The sequence below is a fragment of the Candidatus Margulisiibacteriota bacterium genome (genome assembly GCA_041650635.1).
GTDB lineage: Bacteria > Margulisbacteria > WOR-1 > JAKLHX01 > JBAZKV01 > JBAZKV01.
In genome coordinates, this window is record JBAZKV010000005.1 from 50,040 (window position 1) to 72,152 (window position 22,113).

17 protein-coding genes are annotated in these 22,113 nt (G+C 48.5%); 7 read left to right on the plus strand and 10 right to left on the minus strand.

Annotated elements, in window-relative coordinates; all coding sequences use genetic code 11:
* Positions 1–2: 2 nt before the first annotated feature.
* From xerD to thiL, 3 genes are read right to left on the minus strand one after another with little or no spacing between them, the layout of a single operon-like run.
* Positions 3–875: a site-specific tyrosine recombinase XerD gene (xerD, locus tag WC490_02295; protein ID MFA5097442.1), complete on the minus strand. Its 873-nt coding sequence runs from the start codon at positions 873–875 to the stop codon at positions 3–5.
* Positions 872–2,023: a M20/M25/M40 family metallo-hydrolase gene (locus WC490_02300; GenBank protein MFA5097443.1), complete on the minus strand. Its 1,152-nt coding sequence runs from the start codon at positions 2,021–2,023 to the stop codon at positions 872–874. The genes xerD and WC490_02300 overlap by 4 nt, the downstream gene beginning before the upstream one ends.
* Positions 1,995–2,915 (minus strand): thiamine-phosphate kinase, encoded by a 921-nt coding sequence (thiL, locus tag WC490_02305; protein ID MFA5097444.1) that lies wholly within the window; start codon positions 2,913–2,915, stop codon positions 1,995–1,997. The genes WC490_02300 and thiL overlap by 29 nt, the downstream gene beginning before the upstream one ends.
* 92 nt (positions 2,916–3,007) lie before the next feature.
* Between thiL and WC490_02310 the strand changes: the two genes are divergently transcribed.
* From WC490_02310 to WC490_02325, 4 genes are all read left to right on the plus strand, one after another.
* A complete protein-coding gene (locus WC490_02310; GenBank protein MFA5097445.1) occupies positions 3,008–3,976 on the plus strand; it encodes a PHP domain-containing protein in 969 nt (322 codons plus the stop codon).
* Positions 3,977–3,980: 4 nt separating this feature from the next.
* A complete protein-coding gene (locus WC490_02315; GenBank protein MFA5097446.1) occupies positions 3,981–5,321 on the plus strand; it encodes a radical SAM protein in 1,341 nt (446 codons plus the stop codon).
* Positions 5,321–6,550, plus strand: a complete 1,230-nt coding sequence (locus tag WC490_02320; protein MFA5097447.1) for a hypothetical protein — start codon at positions 5,321–5,323, stop codon at positions 6,548–6,550. Before WC490_02315 ends, WC490_02320 begins: the two co-directional genes overlap by 1 nt.
* A gap of 121 nt (positions 6,551–6,671) precedes the next feature.
* Positions 6,672–8,189, plus strand: coding sequence for a glycogen/starch synthase (locus WC490_02325; GenBank protein ID MFA5097448.1), 1,518 nt, complete (start codon positions 6,672–6,674; stop codon positions 8,187–8,189).
* A 30-nt stretch (positions 8,190–8,219) separates the two neighbouring features.
* On the opposite strand, the gene WC490_02330 is transcribed toward WC490_02325, so the two are convergent.
* From WC490_02330 to WC490_02350, 5 genes are all read right to left on the minus strand, one after another.
* The gene (locus WC490_02330) at positions 8,220–8,600 is read right to left on the minus strand and encodes an endonuclease domain-containing protein (protein ID MFA5097449.1); all 381 of its coding nucleotides are present in this window, start codon (positions 8,598–8,600) and stop codon (positions 8,220–8,222) included.
* Between the two features lie 163 nt (positions 8,601–8,763).
* Positions 8,764–9,942, minus strand: a complete 1,179-nt coding sequence (thiC, locus tag WC490_02335; GenBank protein MFA5097450.1) for a phosphomethylpyrimidine synthase ThiC — start codon at positions 9,940–9,942, stop codon at positions 8,764–8,766.
* The gene (locus WC490_02340) at positions 9,939–10,454 is read right to left on the minus strand and encodes a TIGR00725 family protein (protein MFA5097451.1); all 516 of its coding nucleotides are present in this window, start codon (positions 10,452–10,454) and stop codon (positions 9,939–9,941) included. Before WC490_02340 ends, thiC begins: the two co-directional genes overlap by 4 nt.
* Before the next feature lie 86 nt (positions 10,455–10,540).
* A complete protein-coding gene (locus WC490_02345) occupies positions 10,541–12,859 on the minus strand; it encodes an AarF/UbiB family protein (protein MFA5097452.1) in 2,319 nt (772 codons plus the stop codon).
* Entirely contained in the window at positions 12,856–15,321 is a 2,466-nt protein-coding gene (locus WC490_02350) for a M48 family metallopeptidase (protein MFA5097453.1), read from the minus strand. Before WC490_02350 ends, WC490_02345 begins: the two co-directional genes overlap by 4 nt.
* 275 nt (positions 15,322–15,596) lie before the next feature.
* Here WC490_02350 and WC490_02355 point away from each other — a divergent pair, with 275 nt between their 5' ends.
* Positions 15,597–17,363 carry a hypothetical protein gene (locus WC490_02355; GenBank protein ID MFA5097454.1) on the plus strand — a complete coding sequence of 589 codons (1,767 nt, stop codon included), beginning with the start codon at positions 15,597–15,599 and terminating at the stop codon, positions 17,361–17,363.
* Positions 17,364–17,369: 6 nt separating this feature from the next.
* Here WC490_02355 and WC490_02360 read toward each other — a convergent pair whose 3' ends face one another.
* A complete protein-coding gene (locus tag WC490_02360; GenBank protein MFA5097455.1) occupies positions 17,370–19,142 on the minus strand; it encodes a hypothetical protein in 1,773 nt (590 codons plus the stop codon).
* 106 nt (positions 19,143–19,248) lie between these two features.
* On the opposite strand from WC490_02360, the gene WC490_02365 reads away from it, so the two are divergent.
* Positions 19,249–20,070, plus strand: coding sequence for a hypothetical protein (locus tag WC490_02365; protein MFA5097456.1), 822 nt, complete (start codon positions 19,249–19,251; stop codon positions 20,068–20,070).
* On the opposite strand, the gene WC490_02370 is transcribed toward WC490_02365, so the two are convergent.
* Entirely contained in the window at positions 20,060–21,277 is a 1,218-nt protein-coding gene (locus tag WC490_02370; protein MFA5097457.1) for a pentapeptide repeat-containing protein, read from the minus strand. The genes WC490_02365 and WC490_02370 overlap by 11 nt on opposite strands.
* Before the next feature lie 63 nt (positions 21,278–21,340).
* Between WC490_02370 and WC490_02375 the strand changes: the two genes are divergently transcribed.
* Positions 21,341–22,105, plus strand: a complete 765-nt coding sequence (locus WC490_02375) for an ATP-binding cassette domain-containing protein (GenBank protein MFA5097458.1) — start codon at positions 21,341–21,343, stop codon at positions 22,103–22,105.
* Positions 22,106–22,113 lie beyond the last annotated feature (8 nt).

The window sequence follows — 22,113 nt, forward strand, 5'->3', positions numbered from 1 at the left end:
TATTATGCCCTCGGGTGACTCTCTCTATAGACCTTTTTTAATCTTTCCCTGCTCACGCTCGTATAGATCTGGGTCGTTGTAATGTTAGCATGTCCCAGCATCTCCTGCACAGACCGGAGGTCGGCTCCTCCTTCTAGCAGATGCGTTGCAAAGCTGTGCCGGAGCGTGTGGGGGGAAGCGCTCTGTCTTACCCCGGTCTGCCTGACATGCTTTTTGATCAGCAGCCAGAGTCCCTGCCTGGTCAGCCTTTTGCCGCAGCGGTCCAAAAAAAGCGCTTCGCTTTTTCTCTTCTTTAGGAACCTGGGCCTGGAGATCTTTAGGTATTGCTTTAGTACCGTCAAGGCTCCGGCCCCTGCGGGAACTATCCTTTCTTTCCCGCCTTTGCCAAAACACCTGACAAAGCCCGAATCAAAATTGACAGAGTTAAGATCCAGGCCTACCAGTTCACTTGCCCTTAGGCCGCAGCCGTACAGCAGTTCTATCATCGCCCTGTCCCTTAAACTGTATTTGTCCTTTTTTTGGGAGAATTCGGCAAGAGCAGATGCGTCAGATACAGAAAGCGCTTTGGGCAGTTTTTTGGGTATTTTGGGCATGATCATATCCTGGCTGGGGTCAAGGTCAAGCAGCCCTTCGCCCACAAGAAAATGGCAGAAGGATTTTACCGCGGCGGTTTTCCTCATTATGGAAGATGCGGCATACCCTCTCCTGCTTAGGGACTGTACGAACTGACCGATGCCTTTGGGGGTCAATCCAAACCTTTTGAGGTCCGCAAGGTCCCTTTTGTAGGAGACCGCAGTATTTGGCGAATAGCCTTTTTCAATCTTAAGAAAGGCTAAAAAATCTTTTACGCGGCACTCAAAGTCTGCTAAGCTCATTTTTTTGAAGCGGCCGCAAGTATAATGGACAGCGCCAGTTCCGCTCCTTTTACCATATCCTCGATCTCTATATACTCTTTGGATGTGTGTATATTATGGAATCCTACCCCCATAATCACGCTCTGAAGGCCTCGCTCGTTAAACACATTGGCGTCGCTGCCTCCTCCGGTGGCTGACAGCCTGGGACTAAGGTCGATCATTTTGACGGCTTTCTCAGCAAGCTTTACCGCCTCAGAACTGCGTTTGACCTCAAACAGTTCGTACGAAGGCTCGACTTTGAGCCTCAAAGAGGCTTTATGTTTTTTACAGGTTGAGGTCAGGATGTCGGTTATTTTTCTCATCTGCCGTTTAAGCTTTGCCCTGCTGCGGCTCCTTGCCTCTCCCGTGATACGCACGGATTCTGCAACAATGTTCCTGGCGGCGCCTCCTGAGATGATGCCGATATTAGAAGTGGTTTCGCTGTCTATCCTGCCTAGCTTCATTTTTGAAATGGCCTCTGCAGCCACCTTGATGGCATTGATGCCGTCCTCAGGATGCGTTCCCGCATGCGCGGCCTTACCCGTGATCCTGGCCTCAAAGGAGACCTGCGAGGGCGCCCTGTTTATTATCTGGTCCACCTGCCCCCCGTCAAAAACAAAGCCGCAGTCCGCGCGCAAAAAAGAAGGATCGCAGCATTTTGCCCCGCAGATGCCGATCTCCTCCGCCACCGTGAACAGGAGGCATATATCACCGTGCGGGATGGCCTTCTTTTTCACTATCGACACCGCTTCCAGTATCGCGGCGACCGAAGCCTTGCAGTCCGCTCCAAGTATGGTGGAGCCGTCGCTGCGGATGATCCCGTTCCTTACCACAGGCTTAACAGAACCTTCGTGCGTGACCGTGTCAATATGCGCGTTCAGGAGTATCTTCGGGGCTCCCTTGACATTTCCCTTGAGGAAAGCAAAGATGTTGCCGCAATCGCCTCCCATCCTTATGCCTGCCCGGTCGCTTCTGCATTTGATCCCCATTGAAGTCATCTGCTTTCTCACATACTCTCCGGCCTGCTTTTCGGACTTTGAAACGCTTTTTATCCTGGCAAGGTCCAAAAACCTTTTGACAAGCCGTCTTTTGTCGATCAGCCTAGAAATGCTCGAAGCTTCGTATTTCAAGTTCCTTCTCTTTTCCGCCGGCACAGGACAGAACAACCCTGCCCTTGTTATTGGTCATCCTGCCGATAACCGATGCTTTTGACAGCTTAGCCAGTTCTTTTATTATCGCACCTGCCCTGCGCTTTGGGCAAGTAAAGACAAGTTCATAATCTTCACCTCCATGAAGAGCTTCTTTAAGGGAGGCTTTCTTTGCCCTGGGGATCAAACCCTCGAACAGCAGAGCGCCCTTTCCAGAGGCCTTGCACAACTCCGCCAGCGAGCGGGAAAGCCCGTCGCTTGAATCTATCATGGAGGTCGCTCCGCCGTTCGCGATAATGCGTCCTTCCCTGACCCTTGGCTCAGGACGGAGATGTTTAATGTTCCTGCCGGGAAGAGCCCCTCCCAGTGAGCCTGTTGCCAGTATCAAGTCCCCCTCTTTTGCGCCTTTCCTAAGGACCATCCGCTTTCTAAGGACCTCGCCCAGCAGGGTAATGCTGACATAAAGCCTGTTCGGCGATGATACGGTATCTCCTCCGACAATGCTGACCCCGTATTTGCCCCCCAGAGCTTTCATTCCTTTATAGAACCTGATGACATTCTTGACTTTTGTTCTCTTAGGCAGACCTATAGATACAAGGGCCCATTTGGGATCAGCCCCCATAGCGGCGATGTCGGACAGATTTACCGCGAGCGACTTCCAGCCCAGATCAAAATAAGAATAGTAGGAAAGATCAAAGTGGACCTTTTCCACAAGCGTATCTGCAGCGGCCACAAGAAGTTTGCCTTCTGACAGCTTAAGGACGGCGGCATCATCGCCTATTCCGGCAAGAACTCCTTCCCTGCATTGTTTTCCATGAATTTGACCCCTAATCGCTGCTATAAGTCCAAATTCACCGAGTTTTAATAGTTCCATTGACAAAAGAATTATATCCGAAATCTATTCTAAAATCTATCGATGATTTTATAGAACTTCTCAAGATCATATAGGGATTGAAAGAGTGAAATATGAGAGTCAAATGGGACCCTGGCTGGAATAAGTTCGGGATAGACAAAGCGTTGGGCGGAAAGTTCGCCGGAAAAGTTGACCTGCATATCCATTCGAGTTTTTCCGGGGATGCCAGCAGATATGCAACGCCTGCAATGATCTGCCGTACCGCAGGATATTACGGGTTTTCCGCCATATCGATCACAGACCACTCTTCTGTATCATGTATTCCCAGACTCTTACAAGAAGCCAAAAGGCACTCTGTTGCTGTTATAACAGGCATAGAGCTCACCTGTACAGCAAATCCCATCGGCAGGATAGATATTCTGGGCTATGGTTTAGACCATGAAGACCCTTACTTAAGAGAAATGCTGCTGACAACAAGAGAAGACCTGCTGAACAGGACCTGCCATTTGGCTCAACGCATCAACAAAACACTTCGAGAGACAGCGGTAACTCCAGATGACCTTGCTAAAATAGAGGCTTTATCAGAAAATGGAGTTTGCGCCGGGCAAGAAGGCGTCCTGGCCAAGCTTCTCCACTCCAGAGGGTACTTCCCATGCAGCGACGCTGACAGACCTTACACAAGAGCGCTTGAATTCACGGAGCTTATTGGATCAGAGATGCCGATCAGACTAGCACCCGCTGAAGTATCAATTAACATACTAAAAAGTGCCGGAGGCCTTGTATTCTGGGCACACCCCTACAGAAGCTCAGAAAAAGCCGGGATCGGAAAGGATGGCAGCATAAAACAGGCTATTCAACAAGTATTGAGCAATAGCGCATATGAATTTGACGGGATAGAAGCCGTTCATAAAAACCACAGTCCGGAAGTGGCCGCTTATCTCTTTAAGCTGGCAACTGATCTTGGCCTGTTGTTTAGCGGAGGCTCAGATACTCACTGGAACAATCTAAAGAATGTGCTCGGATTGCTACCGGAAACAGCATTGTCTTTTCAACCCTGGATGGATGAACTGGTAAGGAGGTAATATCATGCCAAATTTTAATGTTTTAAGCGATGTGATGCGGAACCCGAGGAGAATGCTTAATCACTCTGGTTTACTAAGGACAAAAATCGAGATCGGGAAACGCCTGGACATTTTTACCATGCCGGGAACTGTCCCCTCCGCTTCCACAATGAAAAACCTGGACAGGCTGCATCTATTAAAAATCGGACAGGCAGAAGCGCTTGATACTTTGTCTTTTTTGGCAAGCAGAGCATCCCCTGCCTTGTCCCAGAAAGAGGCTATCTCTCTAATGGTCACAGCCTATTCCTGCGGGCTCGTTGAGCTTCACTTAACCGACAGGTGTAACTGTAGATGTCCCGGCTGTTATTACGGCAATTTCAAATCTGATGTATTCCCCTTCGACGGTCTTGACCATGTCGGGGAAATGCAGCCAAAAGCTATCACTCTAGTTGGAGGAGGAGAACCTACAGTATACAGATCAGATGAAAAAACGCTGGCCGATGCCATGACCAGATTAAGCGGTTTGTCGCCGGGAGTCCAGTTTGGCTTGATCACAAATGGAGTCGCGCTTCCCCCACAAGAAGAGCAGGTTCTGGGCCAGCTCACATGGACTCGTCTATCAATTGATGCATCCACCCAAGGAACATACGAAAGGATCAAAGGAGCAGGAAGGCATTCGCTTGACGCCACACTCAATAACCTCCGTTCATATTTGGACAGCCCCATCCCTTATGTTGGAGCGGGCTTTCTTTTTTCTTCACTGAACATTTCGGAAGCAGTGGATTTTTTGAAACTTATTTACGGGATCGTTATCGAGAAACCTGGGCGAATAGATAAGACAAACGTGCAATACAGGGCTATGCGTCCTTCCACACAGGATTTTGAGGCCATCAGCGCTGGAACAGCTTTTTTTGAGTACGCAATAACAGAGGACCAATTGGCGGCCGCTAAGGAACAATACAGTGAACTGATGTCCAATTCATCTCCTTCTTTCAGGGAGTTTGCCGAAACGAACTCAAATTTTGGCTCAGTCCTGAAAGGAAATACAACATATACCGGCGCAGATTTTGATTTTTGCGCATTCCCTCTTTTGTACAGATTGGTCCGCCCCTCCGGATTAATATATCCCTGCTTTGTCAGCATAGACCTCGACAGACAGGAAAATATAATGGGCAATATCCTTACAGATGACGATTATCGAATTACGGTCGGGTTGCTTTCTTATCTATATGCAAGCAAAATAATCAGCTATTGTTCCAAGGACGGCTGCCGGCTTTCGAGAAACTGCCACATTGCGGATGACGCAGTTAGAACAGGGAACTTCGAAAGGCCTGAAGGCCCGGCAAGAGAAAGCTACTTTTTTTGATGATAAAACCTGCTTACGAACAAGCAAAACTGGAGATAAGGGACCGTATCTATCCCCCGGGACGGGCAGGGCTCGAAAAAGCCCGCCGATATTCGCTGCTTGACCAAAAAGCGTTGCTGGCTATTAGGCCTTTGCATCTACGGCCTGACACGCTGATCCTTATTAGCGGCAGCACTTTTAGAGAGGAAGCCTCCTTCCGCTCCGACATAGATATGGCCGTCGCATCGGTTCGTATCGCCGACCCCGGGGTCCAGCCTTACATAACCGAAATTGAAGAGGTCACGGGCAGAACTGTGCAATGCAGCTCAGGAACTATCGAGGAGATCAGACATAATTTTCTTAATAACGCGTGGGAAAGACTGATCCTTATAGATTCTGCCCCCCTGGGTATTTCCGGAACAACTGTCGGTTCACTCGGGCTGTCCCGGCTTCCGGAAGCAGGAATTAAGCAATATGAGAGCGCCTTGTTCTTTGTCCTAAGAAACCTAGTTTTTGAAAGGCCGCTGCCAGGACCTCGCGAAAAGATCGACATGAAACACGGGCCAGGCGCTCTAAAGTATTTCTCGCTTTTTAGAACCGCCATGAGATTGCTGTCCATCTGCCCGGAACCGGAGCTGTCAGATCATTTTAGTGAATATCTCGATGTCTTACTTGGCATAAAAGACGATGCGCACTTTTTTTACGGGGAAGAGACCAATCTGATCGGACATGATCTTAAGGCAAGTCCTGCAAGCGCTGCATATATCCAAAGGTACGGAGGCTTAAGAGAAACAACCGAGCATTTCTTCAAAAGGACGGTGGAGCTGTTCCATTCAAAATTGTCGGCAATGCTGGTGTCCGCAGCAAAAGGAATACCGGAACTTACAGGGCATGACCCAATAATGCTTCTTGAAGACGCGTCCGGTCCGGGGGACAGAAGCCCTCAGGAAGGGGATCCTGAATTTGTGCTTAGTTTTTACTCTGCCCTGTCAGCGGACAAAGACGCTCTTGGCCGTGTTTTTAACATTGCAAGTCCCGCCTATTGGACAACTTTTTTCTTTCTCGGCGAGAATCCAAACACCCCAAAAATAGTTCTTGACAGCCTTGTTAAGATGGGCGGGTATCTTAACCGCGATATCCGGCTTAGGGCAGTTAGAAACCCGGGAGCGGACAACTCGATCTGGGAACAATTGGTCAATGACCCGCATCCTCCGGTCGCTAGAGTATGCAGGGACAGATTACAGCAATAATTTGCTTCACCATATAACCCTATATTTCAATAAAATAGTAGTTCTCCCGTGAAATCACAGGCCTTCTTTGCCGATAAATCGTTGTACGGCGTTCGCTGCCGGGAAAGAGATTAGAACACACATGACAAGAGTACTTTTTGTTTGCGCCGAAAGCCCCCTGTACAAGACCGGGGGAATGGGCATTGCCGCTGGGGAACTTGCTTTTTCACTAAAGAACAGGGGCCATGATGTAAGGTTTTGCACGCCATATTACAGCAAGATAGCCCAGAAGTCTGCTCTTAACATAGAACGCAATGCTAGGTTCTCTGTTGATGCGCCGATATTCGGCATCAATAGATGGGCAGATGTTATAGAACATACCGATACTTCGGGCCTTGACTTCTACTTTATAGACTACAACAGTTACTTCGGCAGGCCGGGGGTGTACGGCGACGGGCATCAGGACTATTTTAACAACATGGAAAGGTTCGGCTTCTTTTGCAAAGCCGCTCTGGAGATCCCCAGGAAAGTGGACTGGCATCCGGACATCATCCACTGTCACGACTGGTCTTCTGCTCTGCTTCCCGTTATGCTAAAAACCGCTTTTTCGCATTATCCCGATTACGGCTCGATAAAAACGGTCTTGACCATGCACAACGCCAGCATGCACGGCCCTGAGGAAGACCCCGAGATCCTCCGGACCCTTGGACTGCCCGAATGGCTGTTCGACCAAAGCAGGCCCGGTGAAGGACTGGAATATTTTCAGCGTGTTAATGCTCTTGTCGGAGGACTGCGTTTTGCGGACGGAGTAAGCACCGTAAGCCCCAATTATGCAAGCGAAATAGTTTCTGATTATCCTGACCCCAACCTTCCGAACAGGGAAGCGTTCCAAATGTTCCTTATGGCTATTTCCCGAACAAAGCCTTTTGCCGGCATCCTTAACGGCCATGATTACGAGAACAAATCGCTTTTGACCAATCCGCATCTGTCTTCTTATGTAGAATCCGACGGAGACCCTTCGGACTTAACGGTCCACTTACGAAGCAAGCATTTAGCAAAGGAAATAGCTCTTAAGGAGTTCGGGCTCGACAGAGATCCCGGCAGGCCGCTGATAGGGGTCATAGGCAGGATAGACCCGTCCCAAAAAGGTTTTGACCTGGTTGCGGATGCACTTTCGGAACTGGCGGGCAACGGGATGAGTTTTGTGCTTACCGGCACAGGGGACAAAGCTCTCGAGCAAAAGTTTTCTCGTCTGCAGGGATCATTTCCAAAGTCCTTTCATTTTGTGAACCGGTTCGACTACAGGGCAACCAGCTTAATATTGGGAGGATCTGACTTCATATATGTTCCTTCAAGATGGGAGCCCTGCGGGCTTGTCCAGATGGAAGCCCTTGCCCATCTTGCCATACCGATAGTTCGCCAGACGGGCGGGCTGGCAGATACCATCATCGACATAGACACAGACGACCAAAGAGGTAATGGCTTTACATTTGCTGACTACAGCCCGCAGGCCCTGATCGATGCAACTATGAGAGCCGTAGCAGCTTACAGAGATCCCGAGCGCAGGACAGAACTGCTTCAAAGGGCGCTAAACACACGGTTTTTGTGGGACGATTCCGCAAGGCAGTACGAGGATTTATATCAGGAAGTGCTGAGATAATGACCCTCACCGCATTTGATTCCCTATATCCTATAGCTGTGCCCCTCTCCCAGAGGGAGAGGAATCCTGGCTTAGCAGCTCGATCTTTTTTTGAAGTCTATTGTGAAATATTTTTCTGTATCTGCTGACTTCATTATTTCGCATTCGAACAACACGATAACCTTTGGACCTTAAGATAGACTGTCTTTCGAGATCATATTCTTTTCTATTGTCATGAAATGAACCATCCAGCTCAAGAATCAGTTTTATTTCTTTGCATAAGAAGTCCGGGATAAAACCTTCTGCAACATGCTGCCTTCGAAATTTTAAGCCGTTAAATCTTCTGTTTTTTAGATGGGACCATGCTATTCTTTCCGCAATCGTCTCGGCTTTCCTTAAATATCTTGCGAATTTCTTTTTGATTTCCTTCATCGGTTATAATACCCTTCGCCTCACTTGGATCGGTAGTATATACAATTTATCTCCTTTCCCATAGGGAGAGGGACTTAGGCCCATCCGCCAGAACCCCTCTCCTTTTAGGAGAGGCAATGTTAAAAAAGATAATCAATAGAACAAAAGCGGTGAGGTCCAAACGCTAACCCCTGACTGCCCTGTCCATCACATCCATAGCGCAGTATTTTCCGCACATGGTACAAACCTTCTTCCTGTTATGGGGGGAGCGTGAAGTATACATCTCTTTGAACTTCTTTGGATCGATAGAAAGCGCCATTTGCTTTTTCCAGTCCAATTTCTTCCTTGCCTTTGACATTTCCATGTCCCGGTCAGCGGTCCCCGGCACCCTTTTAGCAATGTCACCAATATGCGCCGCTATTCTTGATACTATGATACCTTCTCTTACATCCTCGACGGTAGGCAGCCCCAGATGTTCGGCAGGTGTAACATAGCATAAAAAATCAGCGCCGGCTGCGGCAGCAAGGGCCCCTCCGATAGCCGAAGTAATGTGGTCATAGCCTGCGGCAATATCAGTGGGAAGAGGCCCCAGCACATAAAAGGGCGCCCCTCCGCAGATCTTTTTCTCCATTTCCATCTGCTCAACTATTTGGTTTATGGGAACATGCCCGGGCCCCTCTATGATCACCTGCACGCCTTTTTGCCTGGCCCTTTCCGCAAGGCGCCCCAGGACTCTCAACTCTCCCATCTGCGCCGCATCTCCGGCATCATGCAGCGAACCCGGGCGGAGTCCGTCACCCAGGCTTAAAACCACCTTATACTTCTTTAATATGGAAAGCAAACGGTCATACTGTTCAAAAAGAGGGTTCTCTTTTTTATGATACTGCATCCAGGCAAACAAGAACGCCCCTCCCCTGCTAACAATGCCGGTAACTCTTTTTTTCTTTTTTACTATCTCCGCGATCTTTCTGTTGACCCCGCAATGTACAGTGACAAAGTCGACGCCGTCAGAGGCATGTTTTTCTACCGCCTCAAATATGTGCTCAGCCGTAAGGTCTTTGACCGAGCCGGCCTCCACCATTGCCTGATAGATAGGGACCGTTCCGACTATAAGAGGGGAATTTTTGATTATCGAAGATCTTATCCTGTCCAGATCTCCGGCGGTGCTGAGGTCCATAACGGCATCCGCTTTTGCCTCAACGCAGACATCCAGTTTTTTGAGCTCTTTGTCAAGCGAATTAAAACCCTGTGAGGTGCCTATATTGGCATTAACCTTTGTACTCTGCCCCCTGCCGATCTTTACGGGTTTGCAGCCTTTGTGCCGGGGATTAAGGCACACCACCACGCCTGCGTCTTTTTTCATTTGTGCTTGCGCGCCTGCCTGATGGCCATGGCAACCGCCCGCTCCGGGGTCTTCACATATAAGATAGGAGCTTTCCTGTGGCCTTTTTTTTCGAACAGCCAGGTGTTAAGTCCAATGACCGGGATCTCATATCCCAGGGCAAAGCCTATTTCGCAAAGGGTGCCGTAGCTTCCTCCTATTGCAATGACCGCGTGGCCGCATTTTACCACGTACTTGTTCCTTGCGTATCCTACCCCGGTCGGGATAGGTATATCGACATATTTATTGGCATGAGACCTTTTGCTTCCTGGAAGTATCCCTATGGTAAGGCCTCCGCCCCTTTTTGCGCCTTTGCAGACGGCCTCCATCACCCCGGTGGTCCCGCCGCAAAAGACGACGGCCCCGTGCTTGGCAAGAAGCTCCCCCACTTTTTCGGCAGCCTCATAATTCTTTTTTGAAGCCTGGCTCTCGCCGATGACGGAAATAAAGAGTTTTTTGATGCTTTTGCGGGTATGTTTTGCCGTTTCTTTCATAGAGAACTAATTCTACTATGAAAGGTGCTTATTTTCAAATTGGGGAACATATCCCATTCTAACAGTTTTCAAATCGGGAAGGAATTCTATCTGAAAAGGCTTCTTACCGCAGCCCCTGCTGCTCGTTGTAGCAAATTTGGCTTGGGGTTGTACAAAGACGCTTCGGCCAATCCGGAAAAACCTGCACTAGTTGATAGGCGGTTCAAAGCATTCAGGTTCTTGAGCAGCAGAGTCAGATTTAAAGGCACGGACATGCCTTCCCTTTTCAATAAGACCAGCAATTCGGACACTCCCTCAAAGGAAAGGAGCGTTTTTAGTTTTTCAGGAGTCGAGAAGACCCCATTAATTAATCCTTCCAATTCCGTGATCTTTCCGGATAAAGCCGCGTTTTCTTGCAGAGAGACCAGATAGTTCAGCAATATCCTGATCTTGGAATGTGCTATAATCTCAAGATTAGAAGAAACCGGCAAGGAAGTGAACCTTTTTACAAAGTCCCTGTCGTTTCCGTCAAGTTCGAGGTACAAGTTTCTGTCAAGCACTGCCACATTGCCATCCGGCATGACCCTGAAATTGCCCTCGTGTGCATCGGAATGGACCAGTCCCAGTACATCTGTTATCTGTGCCAGGTAATTCCTGACTATCAAGCTCACTATCTGCTTTCGGTCCTCTTCAGACACGACTCCTGCCGCAAAGTCGGTCACTTGTCCTATCTTTAATTCGGTCAGGTTGGTTCCCGGAACATATTCTTCCGCTTTAAGGTATTTTGTGCTCGGCTCTAGGCTTTCGGGTATGTAAATGGAACAAGAAAACCCATCTGGCCTGAATCCATTGAAACGGCCCCTGAATTTTATGTCATTTTCACCGAACTTTTCATCGTCGATATCTTTAAGCAGCCACTCGGTAAGGTCCGGCAGAAGAGAATATTTGATCATTCTATAGGTCATATTGCCGGGACAGCTTTCTATCAAAATTTCCAGTGCCCGATCAAACCATTGTGTCATTTCCAGTACTTTGTACCTTGCCTGCGGATAAAGGACCTTCAGAACATATTCATCCCCGTCCCCCTTTTTTACCGAGTAAACGCTGACAAGAGAACCTCCCCCTATCAGGTCTCCTATCTCATCATTAGGGCCAATAAGTTCCGGGGCTTCCCTTTTTATGGTCTCCCACGCCGTCAGCTTTGACTGCCCCTGGACCCTGTCATAGACTTTTGAGAATTCTTCCTTCATTTCTGATGGAATATCAGCATACTGTCCCAACAGCTGCAAAAAGCGGCAGCCTAGCGACCCGAACTGTTCCGCCAACTCTCTTATTGCCGCTATTTCTGTCATTATAGGGGGAGCGCCCGGAACCATTCTAAATTCCGCAGGAAGAGACTCATATGCCTGTTGTTCGCCAAACAACCCATGGATCCGATCATCTCTATTTAGAGAAGCAAATCCCGAAAAAGCATATCCAGAGATCTTTCTCACCAATGCTTCCCGATATGTGCCATAATCGCCGGCATAGCCATCGAACCTAATAAGTTTATCTAAAATTCGGTCATTTGAACCTCTGAAAAGCACATTAACACGCTCGGAGATCAGTCCATTTTGTGTGACACTGCTAACTGACGGTCTTATGAACATGTTTCTGGCCAATACAGGAGCAAAGAAAAAATACTGGTCTTCTAATGAACCGGAAGCAAGTACGGCACGGGTGATCCTTCCTATCTCCGGAAGATGATCTTGTTCCACATCCACATGCACGGACATGAAGAGTTCAAAAATCTGCTGCATTTCTTCGGACCTGATCAAAAGCCCGTTGCTCCTGTTGGTAAGAAGCTCCCTCACTATGATGTGGCGGGCCGCAAGGCTGCTCTCATACAATCGTTCCACCGTCTCATCTATTGTAAAAAAGTGTGCGGGATCCCTTCGCCCGTAAACCGGAACTCCCTGTTTAGCCAAACCAACATCCAATTGATTTCTGAAAAGATTGTCCGTAGATCTTTCCTCCATCCATTGGGATAGCGCGTTAGGGGTGTCAAAATAGTCAATAACATAAGGGTCGCATATTTCTTTTAGAGGCCCACTAGTTACCATTCTCTCAAACCATTCGTCTGCTGCCAATTTGTACAAAAGAGCATCGCTTCTTCTGGATTCCAGAGCGGCAATCATGAGCTTTGTGGGATTATCAAAAGCAAATTTAAAGAATCCTTCCAAAGCAATGCTTAAACCCGTTAAGTGGGCGGCTGTATCAGACCTGTATTGTGCTGTGGCAAGATTCTTTATTAATTCTAACTGTCCCGGGGTCCTGGCCATATTTTCTACCAGATGGCGCGAAGATGCGGGGAGATATCCAAACCCTGCCCCTATCCTGCCATATCGATTACCAGAGTATAGCCCCACCCTCCCAGTATGATTCATTGGGGTTCCATTCCCGAAGCGTCTCTGCCAAACAGCAGATCGCAGGCATCTTCGAATCCGCCACCGGATATCATTTGAAAAACTGCATGATCAGCAACACAGGCCCTGTTCTGCGCGTCCATGAACAGGCGGCTCAGGGTCAGCATCCTTTCGGGACAACCTTCAGCCTTTGGCAAAAGCCTCTTTATCAGGTTCTGAATGTTAAAAGCAAGACGGGAATAAAAATCCGGCTCGACCAATTCGTTCTCAATGGCATAGAGAGCAGCTCTTCTGGCATCAAAAGGTATCAGGGACAGCACTCTGCCCAGTTTAGCAAAGCAGGCATCAAAACCTTCTGCATCAATAGCCCGTAAGGCATCATCTATTATGCAAAAATGAAGCAGCGGGACAGAAATACTATGATCGCCTTGACCATACAATTGTTCGGGGGTAATATCGGGTCTCAAAGAATAGATAAGTTCCGTTAACCGGGCAGCATGTTGCATAAAATCATCATCCAGCGGGCATTGGCGGACGCAAGCTGTCACAAAGACATCTCTTACTAACATCATTAGCCTTACGCATTTATCATGCAGAGGCACATACTTGGAAATGACACCGGCAAGCCCTTCGAGAAAATCCATGCTTATTATCCTGGACAATTCTTCATTATCCAAAAAGAAAACGCAAACCCAATCAACTATGTTAAACGCCGCATCCTCGGAGACATCGGACAACAATGTTTTGAGATCCCTGACCAGGTTTTCCGGGCTGAACTGCTCCAGATAAGGAGCAAGCCAGCTGTCTTTATCCTTATCGGACGATCTATTTATGATGCATGAGGATAGAGTGCGGCATGGATCTGTCCCGTTCGCATTAAAAGGCCCCAGTTCTTCTTGCAGCAAGGCCATCCTTTCTGGGTCGCTGCCTTCAAAAGCGAAAGCTGTCAAAAGCCGGAGACCCTGTGCTTGGCTCATGCCAAAAAAATCGGATGTATCTTTTAAAGATGCGTATCTAAGCATGTTAGATCTGGTCAGCTTTACCATCAGTGCTTCGTCCAAGGCTTCACCGTTAATCGCGTGATACAACCCGTTCAAGACTTTAAACAATTCCATTGATGCCCTAAAATATCTTTCCGGAACGAATTCGCCGGTTCCTTGATCATAAAACAGTTCCGCCTGCCCGGCACAGTAGTTCATGAACCATACGGCCTTTTGCTCGGCTGTGTCCGAATATGAAAGATAAGGTACTCCTGCCTGCCTGAAACGCTCCGGGTCAAGCAGCCTGGCAAATCCTTCTATGCCTTCGTCCAATAAAAACTCGGTGGCAGCCTGCCCAACATATGTACCGTTGCTTAAGCGGTAGTCTAGCGATTGGATACCGTGGCTCATAAGCGAGAAAAAAGGTATGTCAGACCCAAAATACAGGACAGCTATAAGAAAAGCGCTCATTTCGCTGTTATCGGCGTCCCCCGTTCTTGAACTCATTTCTCTAAACAGTTTATCAACGATTAGATTTGCACTCCCCAAATGTCTTCTGTACAAAGCAGGACTTTTCTCCAGTCTAATTTTGTACGGACTCAAACCTAAATCAAAAGTTGTCGTCTTTTCTCGATTTGGCTCAACAGCCTTGCATCTTTTAATTTCCCTGTCGAGATCTTCGTATAGTTCCAAGAGGACTTGGTTTATCCTTGTCCAGTCTTCATCAGAACCATTTACAGCATTTGAACAGAGTTTATCAAGGTCGGTGGCAACGGGGCTTAAAGCGCTGTCAAGGATATTTTGGCGAATCCTTTTGTAGGGATTGTTATCGCCCAGGTTTGACAGGTAATCCGTTACCAACAGCGACCAGCCCGGATCTATCGGGGTATGCAGGCCTTCTATCCCTTTGAGGTCCAGGAACAATCTGAGAGAAAGGATATTGAGCCTGCGATCAGCAAGATCGCCATGAGTAGTATCCCAGCCGGATGTACGACCAGCAGGGATCATATTCTGAAGGTTTTCTAAAAATGTGGCACCCGCCAGCGGATGATAGCCTGACCTGGAAAGCCAAGAGGCAGTAGCCCCAAGGTCAGCTTCATATTCATGAATTCTTTTTCTTCCCGTGGCTTGCGAAATAGACCACTTACCATCAATAATATCCCTGCAAAAGATCTGGCCGTGCCTATTTGAGATATGGGTCAGCTCATGGGCAAAAACAAACGCAAGTTCATCCTCTGTTCTAACTGCATTAAACAGCCCTACCGTCGCCACCACGCTTGCATCAGGAAGAGCAAAACAGTTTATCTCTCTCCCATGCTCAAGAACAAACAACCTTGGAGTAATGCCCGGGTTTGCTATGGACAACCTGTTAAGCACAGTTTCCGGATAAGGGATAAGAGGATGGTTTCTGTCAAGAAATCCATGCTCAGCTCCCAAACGGCAACGCATCATCCTTGAAATCAGTCCGGGGTTAACGGACGAACCTTTAACATTATCACCCATTTAAATACTTAACCCCCTCTAAATAATTATCGGGAATTATGAGGGGAGATATCATCCTTTTCACATTAATGCCTAAGGAAAACTTTCAAGGTAAACACCCCCGTGATTCATCCTAAACGAACCCCGAAAAATATTTCTTCATTAACGTCTCCAAATATAATTCGCAGCCGGCAGGGAAAACGATGCATCGAAAAAACTCTATGCATTTCCGGCGGCAGAAAAGCGGCTGCTTTTTGCGCGCAAGAATATGTCCCCAACCAACGATAAGCCAATAGATGAGCGATTTAATTGTAAATAACGGGTACTGGCAAAAGATATCCTCGGATAAAAAAATAGATGGCGGGGAAATACGGGAATTTAACCCCAAAAACACAGGCCTTACCGAAAGGGACTGCAAAAAGGTCCGCGCCTACCTCTGGGAAGCGCTTGCCAATTCAAAAACACCCTGCATAAGTTCCGACATGATAAGCACAAACAACATAGAGGTAGAGGCGAACGCAGCAGATGAAGGAATTTTGGGACGTATTGGAAAAATAGCTAATATGCTAAAGTACCCTTCTTCTGTGTCAAAAGCCGGCAGGAACGATCTCTTCGAGCTCATAGAGGGATCAAGAAAAGAACTTCTGCAAAAACTGGGGATAAGCATAGAGACCGTGCCGAATGACAGATACCAGGAGATCAGGAGCAACATGATCCTTGACGAAAAAACCCACCGGATAGAAATAGGTTGCTATCCGGAGCTGAACTGTACAAGCGAAAATGTTGTCTCGGAACTCCCGATCCCAAAGCACAGCAACACAATAAAAGAAAACCAGTTTTCGGGGCTTGTATACGGAGGCGGCAGAGGAGCCTACATCGATAACGGAAGACTGGCTATACAGGGAAAAATGGAAATGGAGGTTCTGGCGCTGTTCAAGGAATACTACTCGGACTCCGACAACAAAGACGCCGCCTATCGCTTTTTTGACGATCTTTTCTCAAGATCGCAGAAGACCGGATACATTTTTCGGGGCAGATTAAGGAAGCCATTGAGAGACCTGCTTCTGGAGCGATGCGCAACGGAGAAGGAAAAGGCGGCGGTGCGAGATCTGTATGAAAGGTCCAATGACCCGACCTTAGTGACGCAAAAAGACATAGATCGTTTTGAAACTGAGCCTTCTTACAAAAGAGAACTGTTTAAGACTTATGTGAGCGGATTCGAGGTTAGCAGCAGCGTTTTCACGGAAACCATAACGGACCTCACACAGAAGAAGCTTGGCTCAACGATGACCCCTGAAGAGTGGCCCCGCTGGAAAAAAGAGCTGGCTGCATACCTAAGGGTTAGAACGGCTGAAGAAAAGCTGCCTCTAACCGTAGAAAATATCTACGGCAAAGGTTTTGGCTGCGCGCTTGATTTTCTTGAAGAAACAGACCTCCCGCTGCCCGGAGAACAAGATAACAATGCCGTTTTTGATTCAGTTAAGGCCTCGTCCCAGGGAAAGTTTTCCACTGTTTGCGGGCTGTATGCCGTTCTCTCGCTGTTTGAATCCTGCGGGAAATTCGAGGCCTTGCGCTCCGAATATTCCCTGAACTCATACCGCGACTTGGATTATTTTACCGCCGGCTTGCTGATAAAGCACAGGCCGCACCGCTTTGGAAAACAAAACGCGTTGTCTGAAACCGGACATAGGACACCCGGCCTTACAATGGCAGAGGTTCGCTATATCGCAAATTGCCTGGGCGGCACGCAGAAGGTGAGTTTTGAACATTATGAGATCGGCGATCTTACGATCGAAACTCTCTGCGGCAAGCTCGCACCGGGATTTGTCGCGGTCATCTCTACGCAGGTTGGCCCGCATGCCGTGCATGTCATAAAGGCAGAGGACGGCAATATTGTTTACTATGACCCCATCGGAAAGGACGGAAAATTCAATATCGGCATCATGCCGTCAGATACTTTTAAACTGGCCTGGAAGAAAGAATTCGGGATAATAGCGATGGCCCACCCTCAGAAACCGGATGCAGACCTTGTTCCTTACGAACCGCCAACCAGGCTGTTCTAGCAAAGGTCAAATCCTTGTAAGGTCGGCCCCCTTTATGTAAGCAGTCCTGGCTCCTCGGGGCGCTGCCTCAAAAGTAGCGACCAGGACAAGATCCTTTTTTCCGTCAACATCAACAGCGCGCATCACCCCTATCATATTGCCGCCGATCATTTTTGCCACCATGCCTGCAAATTCCCCGGGCAAAGTATAAAGAGTTCCGCCGATGTTGACCCTGGCTATCTGCTGGTCATAGTAGACACCGGAAGAAATAGTGCGCGCGCGGACATCTTCGGCCATATCGTGGAGGCCTCTAAAACCGGCCTCAAGGGCTGCGGCAGAACCGTAATCATCCGCATACACGGCCTTGATAAGGTCCACAACCCTTCCAAAGATATCAAGGATCCCTCCCAGTCCGGACTCCTTAAGCCATAACGGCGTCACTTTTTCCGCAAGCCGGGAGATATCCCACCCTTCTCTGTCCACTTCGTGCCTCAAGGCTGCAGCGATCCTGTTCAGGTCCATCTCTCCAACAGCGCTGTACCATCTTGCCTCAAGGGCCACCTGCCACGGATGCGCGTGACAGTCCTCGGGAGTTGACAGGTCAAAAGCCCAAGGATAAAGCAATTGAAATACACCTGCAATGTCTTTGGGAAAATCCGGCAGATCCTCCCTTATCGCCCTGAGGAACATCATATGTTCGTTAATAAGGTCCGGCCAGGTAGAGACGCCGTTTTCCGCAAGAAAGAGATCCATTCTGCCTTTAAGCAGCCTCTCGTCTATATAGAACTGTTCAGGCCCTCTATCTCCGGGCGGGACCATCCTGAGCCCCAGATGCGACTCCAGAACATGGCGCAGGGATTTTTCGACCAGGCTTTGTCCAAGCCCGCTTTCCCAAAGGCCCACCTGAACAAAATCCCAGAAATGCAGATGGCTGCCTTCTTCTGTATCAAGATCAAAAGCCCAGGGATAAGCATGGTACAGGGCGCAGGAATGTTTTCTTTCGAAAGCCGGAACACCTTGCATGGCGCCCGCCAAACCCAACTCCGAAAAAAGGTCTATCCACTGGCTGAAACCAAAGACCCTTGGCAAAGCCGTATATCGCTCTGGAAATTTTGAGCCCGGTTCCGGAAAAAGGCGGCTATCAATAGAACAGTTAGCCTCGTCCATATTAAGTCCCGCATGCCTTTCCAGCCCATGCCTGACAGCCGTTATTCCCATCTCATAGCCCTTCTCATCCCTCCACATATCTCTCTGGATAAAGTCCCAGGGATGCAGATGGTTTCTTTCCTCCGTGTTAAGATCAAAAGCCCATGGATAAGTATTGAAAAACGCGGTAGCGCATGATTGCTGATGCTCAGGAACCCTGGTCACAGCTCCAAGGAGTTTTATCTGCATAAAAAGGTTCTGCCAGTTCTTGTCCTGTGCTGTGACCGTTTCGGCCAGAAAGGCTCCCTGTCCTTCCCGGAAAAGCCTTGGATCGATCAACAGGGGGTCTTCGCTCATCACAAGCCCCAGGATGTTCCTTATGCCGTGGTCTATGCAGACAATAGAGTTGGCAAAGCCCTGTGCCCCTGTCCAGAAATCCCTGGGGAATCTTGAGATCTCGCCGCCAAGGACCCTATTGTACACATCCACGATAAAGGGCGAGAATTTTTGGCGGTAGACCGGGGCTTCCTCGGGAAAGATAAGGTCGCCGCAAAGCAGCGGAACATCCCTTCCCCTGGCCATATTGAGGCGCAAGGGCAGCTCGCTCTTTAGGATCCCGTCCATTCTCGATCTTAGTTCTATTGCTCCCGGCATATGCACTCTTTCTATCAAAAAAACTGAACCCGGCTTCCGCCGCAGTATATTATTTTATCGAGGCATTTTTCATGAAATCCCGGCTTATCTTCTACGATCAATCAATATGAAATGCGCATGCGCTCCCGCACTTGCCCTGGCCGTACCTCAACTTGCTTTCAGGACAAGAATTAAAGCCTCTATTCCCGGGACCACAAAACCCTGCGGGTCCTCGGGAGCCTGCAACCATGCTTTTGCAAAAAGCCTCTGCAGCGGCACTATCAGCCTTATTGAAGCAGTTGATGCCATAAGGCCTGACCGGTGTTTTCAAGGGCACTATTTTGACAGGGCTCTCAAGATGAGAGGCACTCTTATTCCTTCTCTATTCTTTACCGAACATGTGGGTATGTTGGGAGCTGTTGACCATCCTCAACTCAGTCGTTTATTAACAAAAGGCGCTCCCTACAGATTTGTCCTTAATTTTGACAAGCATCCCGACAATTTCGGCAGCGCACATGAGGCTGCCGATTCATCCAATTGGATGAGAGTATTGCTTTCAAAAAGACTTGCGGGAAGCGCCATATCCACAGCCGGGCTCAAAGCGCAGGAGTTTGCCGCACCGCTCCTGACAGCGCTGGAGGCAACGGGGCTGCCGGCGGATAAACTTGAAATTGGATTCTCTCTGGACTTTGATCACTTTGACAGAATGGGCGCTGCAGAGGCCGACAAAGAAATGGAAGACATCATCAGGCTGATCTACCACTACGGACTTAATATACGGCTGGCCGGGTTTGCTACCTCTCCCGGATATACTTACAACACCGACATTGAACATATCAGCAGACTCACAAAAGAAGCCTTTGGGATAATTGAGTACCCTGTCAACCCCATCACTTCGACCCTGCCTTATCTGACCTCATGGGGATTTTTTCCGGATTTTAAATACTAAAACCTGACAACAACGGAGAAGCGGGTTCAAAGTCTACGTCTTCAAGATCCGGCAGCGCCTCTCCGCGAAAAGAGTACCTCATTTCCGCTTCAATTATCCTGTCAACATAAGACCTCATCAAGGATCCTATGATCTTATCCACAGGTTTCCAACGGACCAAATGGGCAAAGGTGCGCCTTGCCTCTTCCTCAGTTCTTCCAAACCAGCGCATTTCAAATTCCATGCTGCCATCTGCCGCCAACTTTCTCAGCTTCTCGATCCCTTCCTCAGTACGGGAAAGTCCGGTCAAATAGCTCTGATAGCCGTTTATCTTGCCGCAATGTCTTTGTTCTATGATGTCTCTCAGGCTGCCTTCAAGTAAAGGCCAGCTTCCGTCAAACCGAGCACCTATCAGCATTGCCCTGAAAAAGTTTGCCATCATAAGTTCCGCGCCGTCAAAACGGGCCCCGGGAGCAACGGCATCCTCAAAATCAGCCTGCATTAGAGAGGAACGGGAAAAATCCGCGCTCATAAGAAAAGCGCCTCTATAATCAACACGATCTGCCGTTACATCCCTTACCACAGAAAAGGACAGGTCCGCTTCGCTTTGGTCCGAACCAGTAAAATTTGCGCCGGTAAAAACCATATTTCTGAAATTAATACCCGCAAGGTCAAATCTGCCAAGATCAAACCCGCTCAGGTCTACAACGATACCACGATCATCAAGCACCGCTTTCTTTTCGTTCCATTCATCAAGCGGTTCATGCCACATCCCGTCATTCACATTAACAGTTCTAAACAGCGTATAAACAGCGTCTATTACAGAGCCCTCATGTTTTCCGTACCTTGGAACGAGCGCTTTTGTCCCCACCAGCCTTCCTATAACTGCGCTCATCATGTTCGCAGAGTTCATTTCTTCTCCGGCACGAAGATAAAAACCTTCTTCTCTGTTCCGGAACGCATATCTCACATCGAATAATTCTCTAAGTTTTCCAATATCAAGCCGTCCTCCGGCAATAGCTCCGTTGGTTTTAAGATAACCGAAAAGACCAGATGGAATAGTCCCTAGGGGAGCAGTTATCCGTAAAGACCCGCCGCGCTCAAGCAGGTTGGGATGCACCATGTCAAGTCGCAGGGACGCTCCGCCCCTGTCCCTGATAAATTGAAGGCGTTCCCCGTAAAGGCGCGCACGCCCGGCATAATGGGCTCCCAGGCCTCTGGTGTTCATCCAACCCCCTCCTATACATATATCGTTAATATAAGCAAGGGATTTCCCTGATATAATTGCCATATGCCCGCCATCGAAGTCAAAGACCTCATAAAACAATTTAAGAACACTGCCGCGGTCAAAGGCATCACATTTGATGTGGAAGAAGGCAGGTGCTTTGGCCTGCTTGGCCCCAACGGTGCGGGAAAGACAACCACCCTAAATATACTTGCTACCCTCCTCAGATTGACCTCCGGTTCGGCTAAAGTGGCGGGGTTTGATGTGTCGACCCAGAAGAACGAGGTGAGAAAGAACATCGGCATGGTATTTCAGGAACCGGCCCTGGACTCAAAATTATCGGGGCGCGAAAACCTTGAGTTCCATGCGATGATGTACGGCATTGAGCCAAAGGTCTACAAAAAAAGGATCGATACGCTATTAAGTCTTGTTGAACTTAGAGAGAAAGAAAATGTCATGACGCAGAACTACTCCGGAGGGATGAAAAGGCGTCTTGAAATAGCGAGAGGACTTATCCACCGGCCAAAGGTGCTTTTCCTGGACGAGCCCACACTGGGGCTGGACTCACAGACAAGAAGGCTCATCTGGAACTATGTTAAGAACCTTATAAAGGAATATAAGGTGACCGTGATCCTGACAACTCACTATATGGAAGAGGCTGACTTTCTTTGCGACAGGATAGCCATCATCGACCACGGAAAGATACTGGTAAACGATACACCGGATTCATTAAAAGCCGCCTGCGGCCCGGAGTGCTCACTTGAAGATGTCTTTCTTAAATATGTAGGCACAGACATAAGAAATGTCGAGGAAAGGGAAAAGATCTGGTAGTTTGGAAC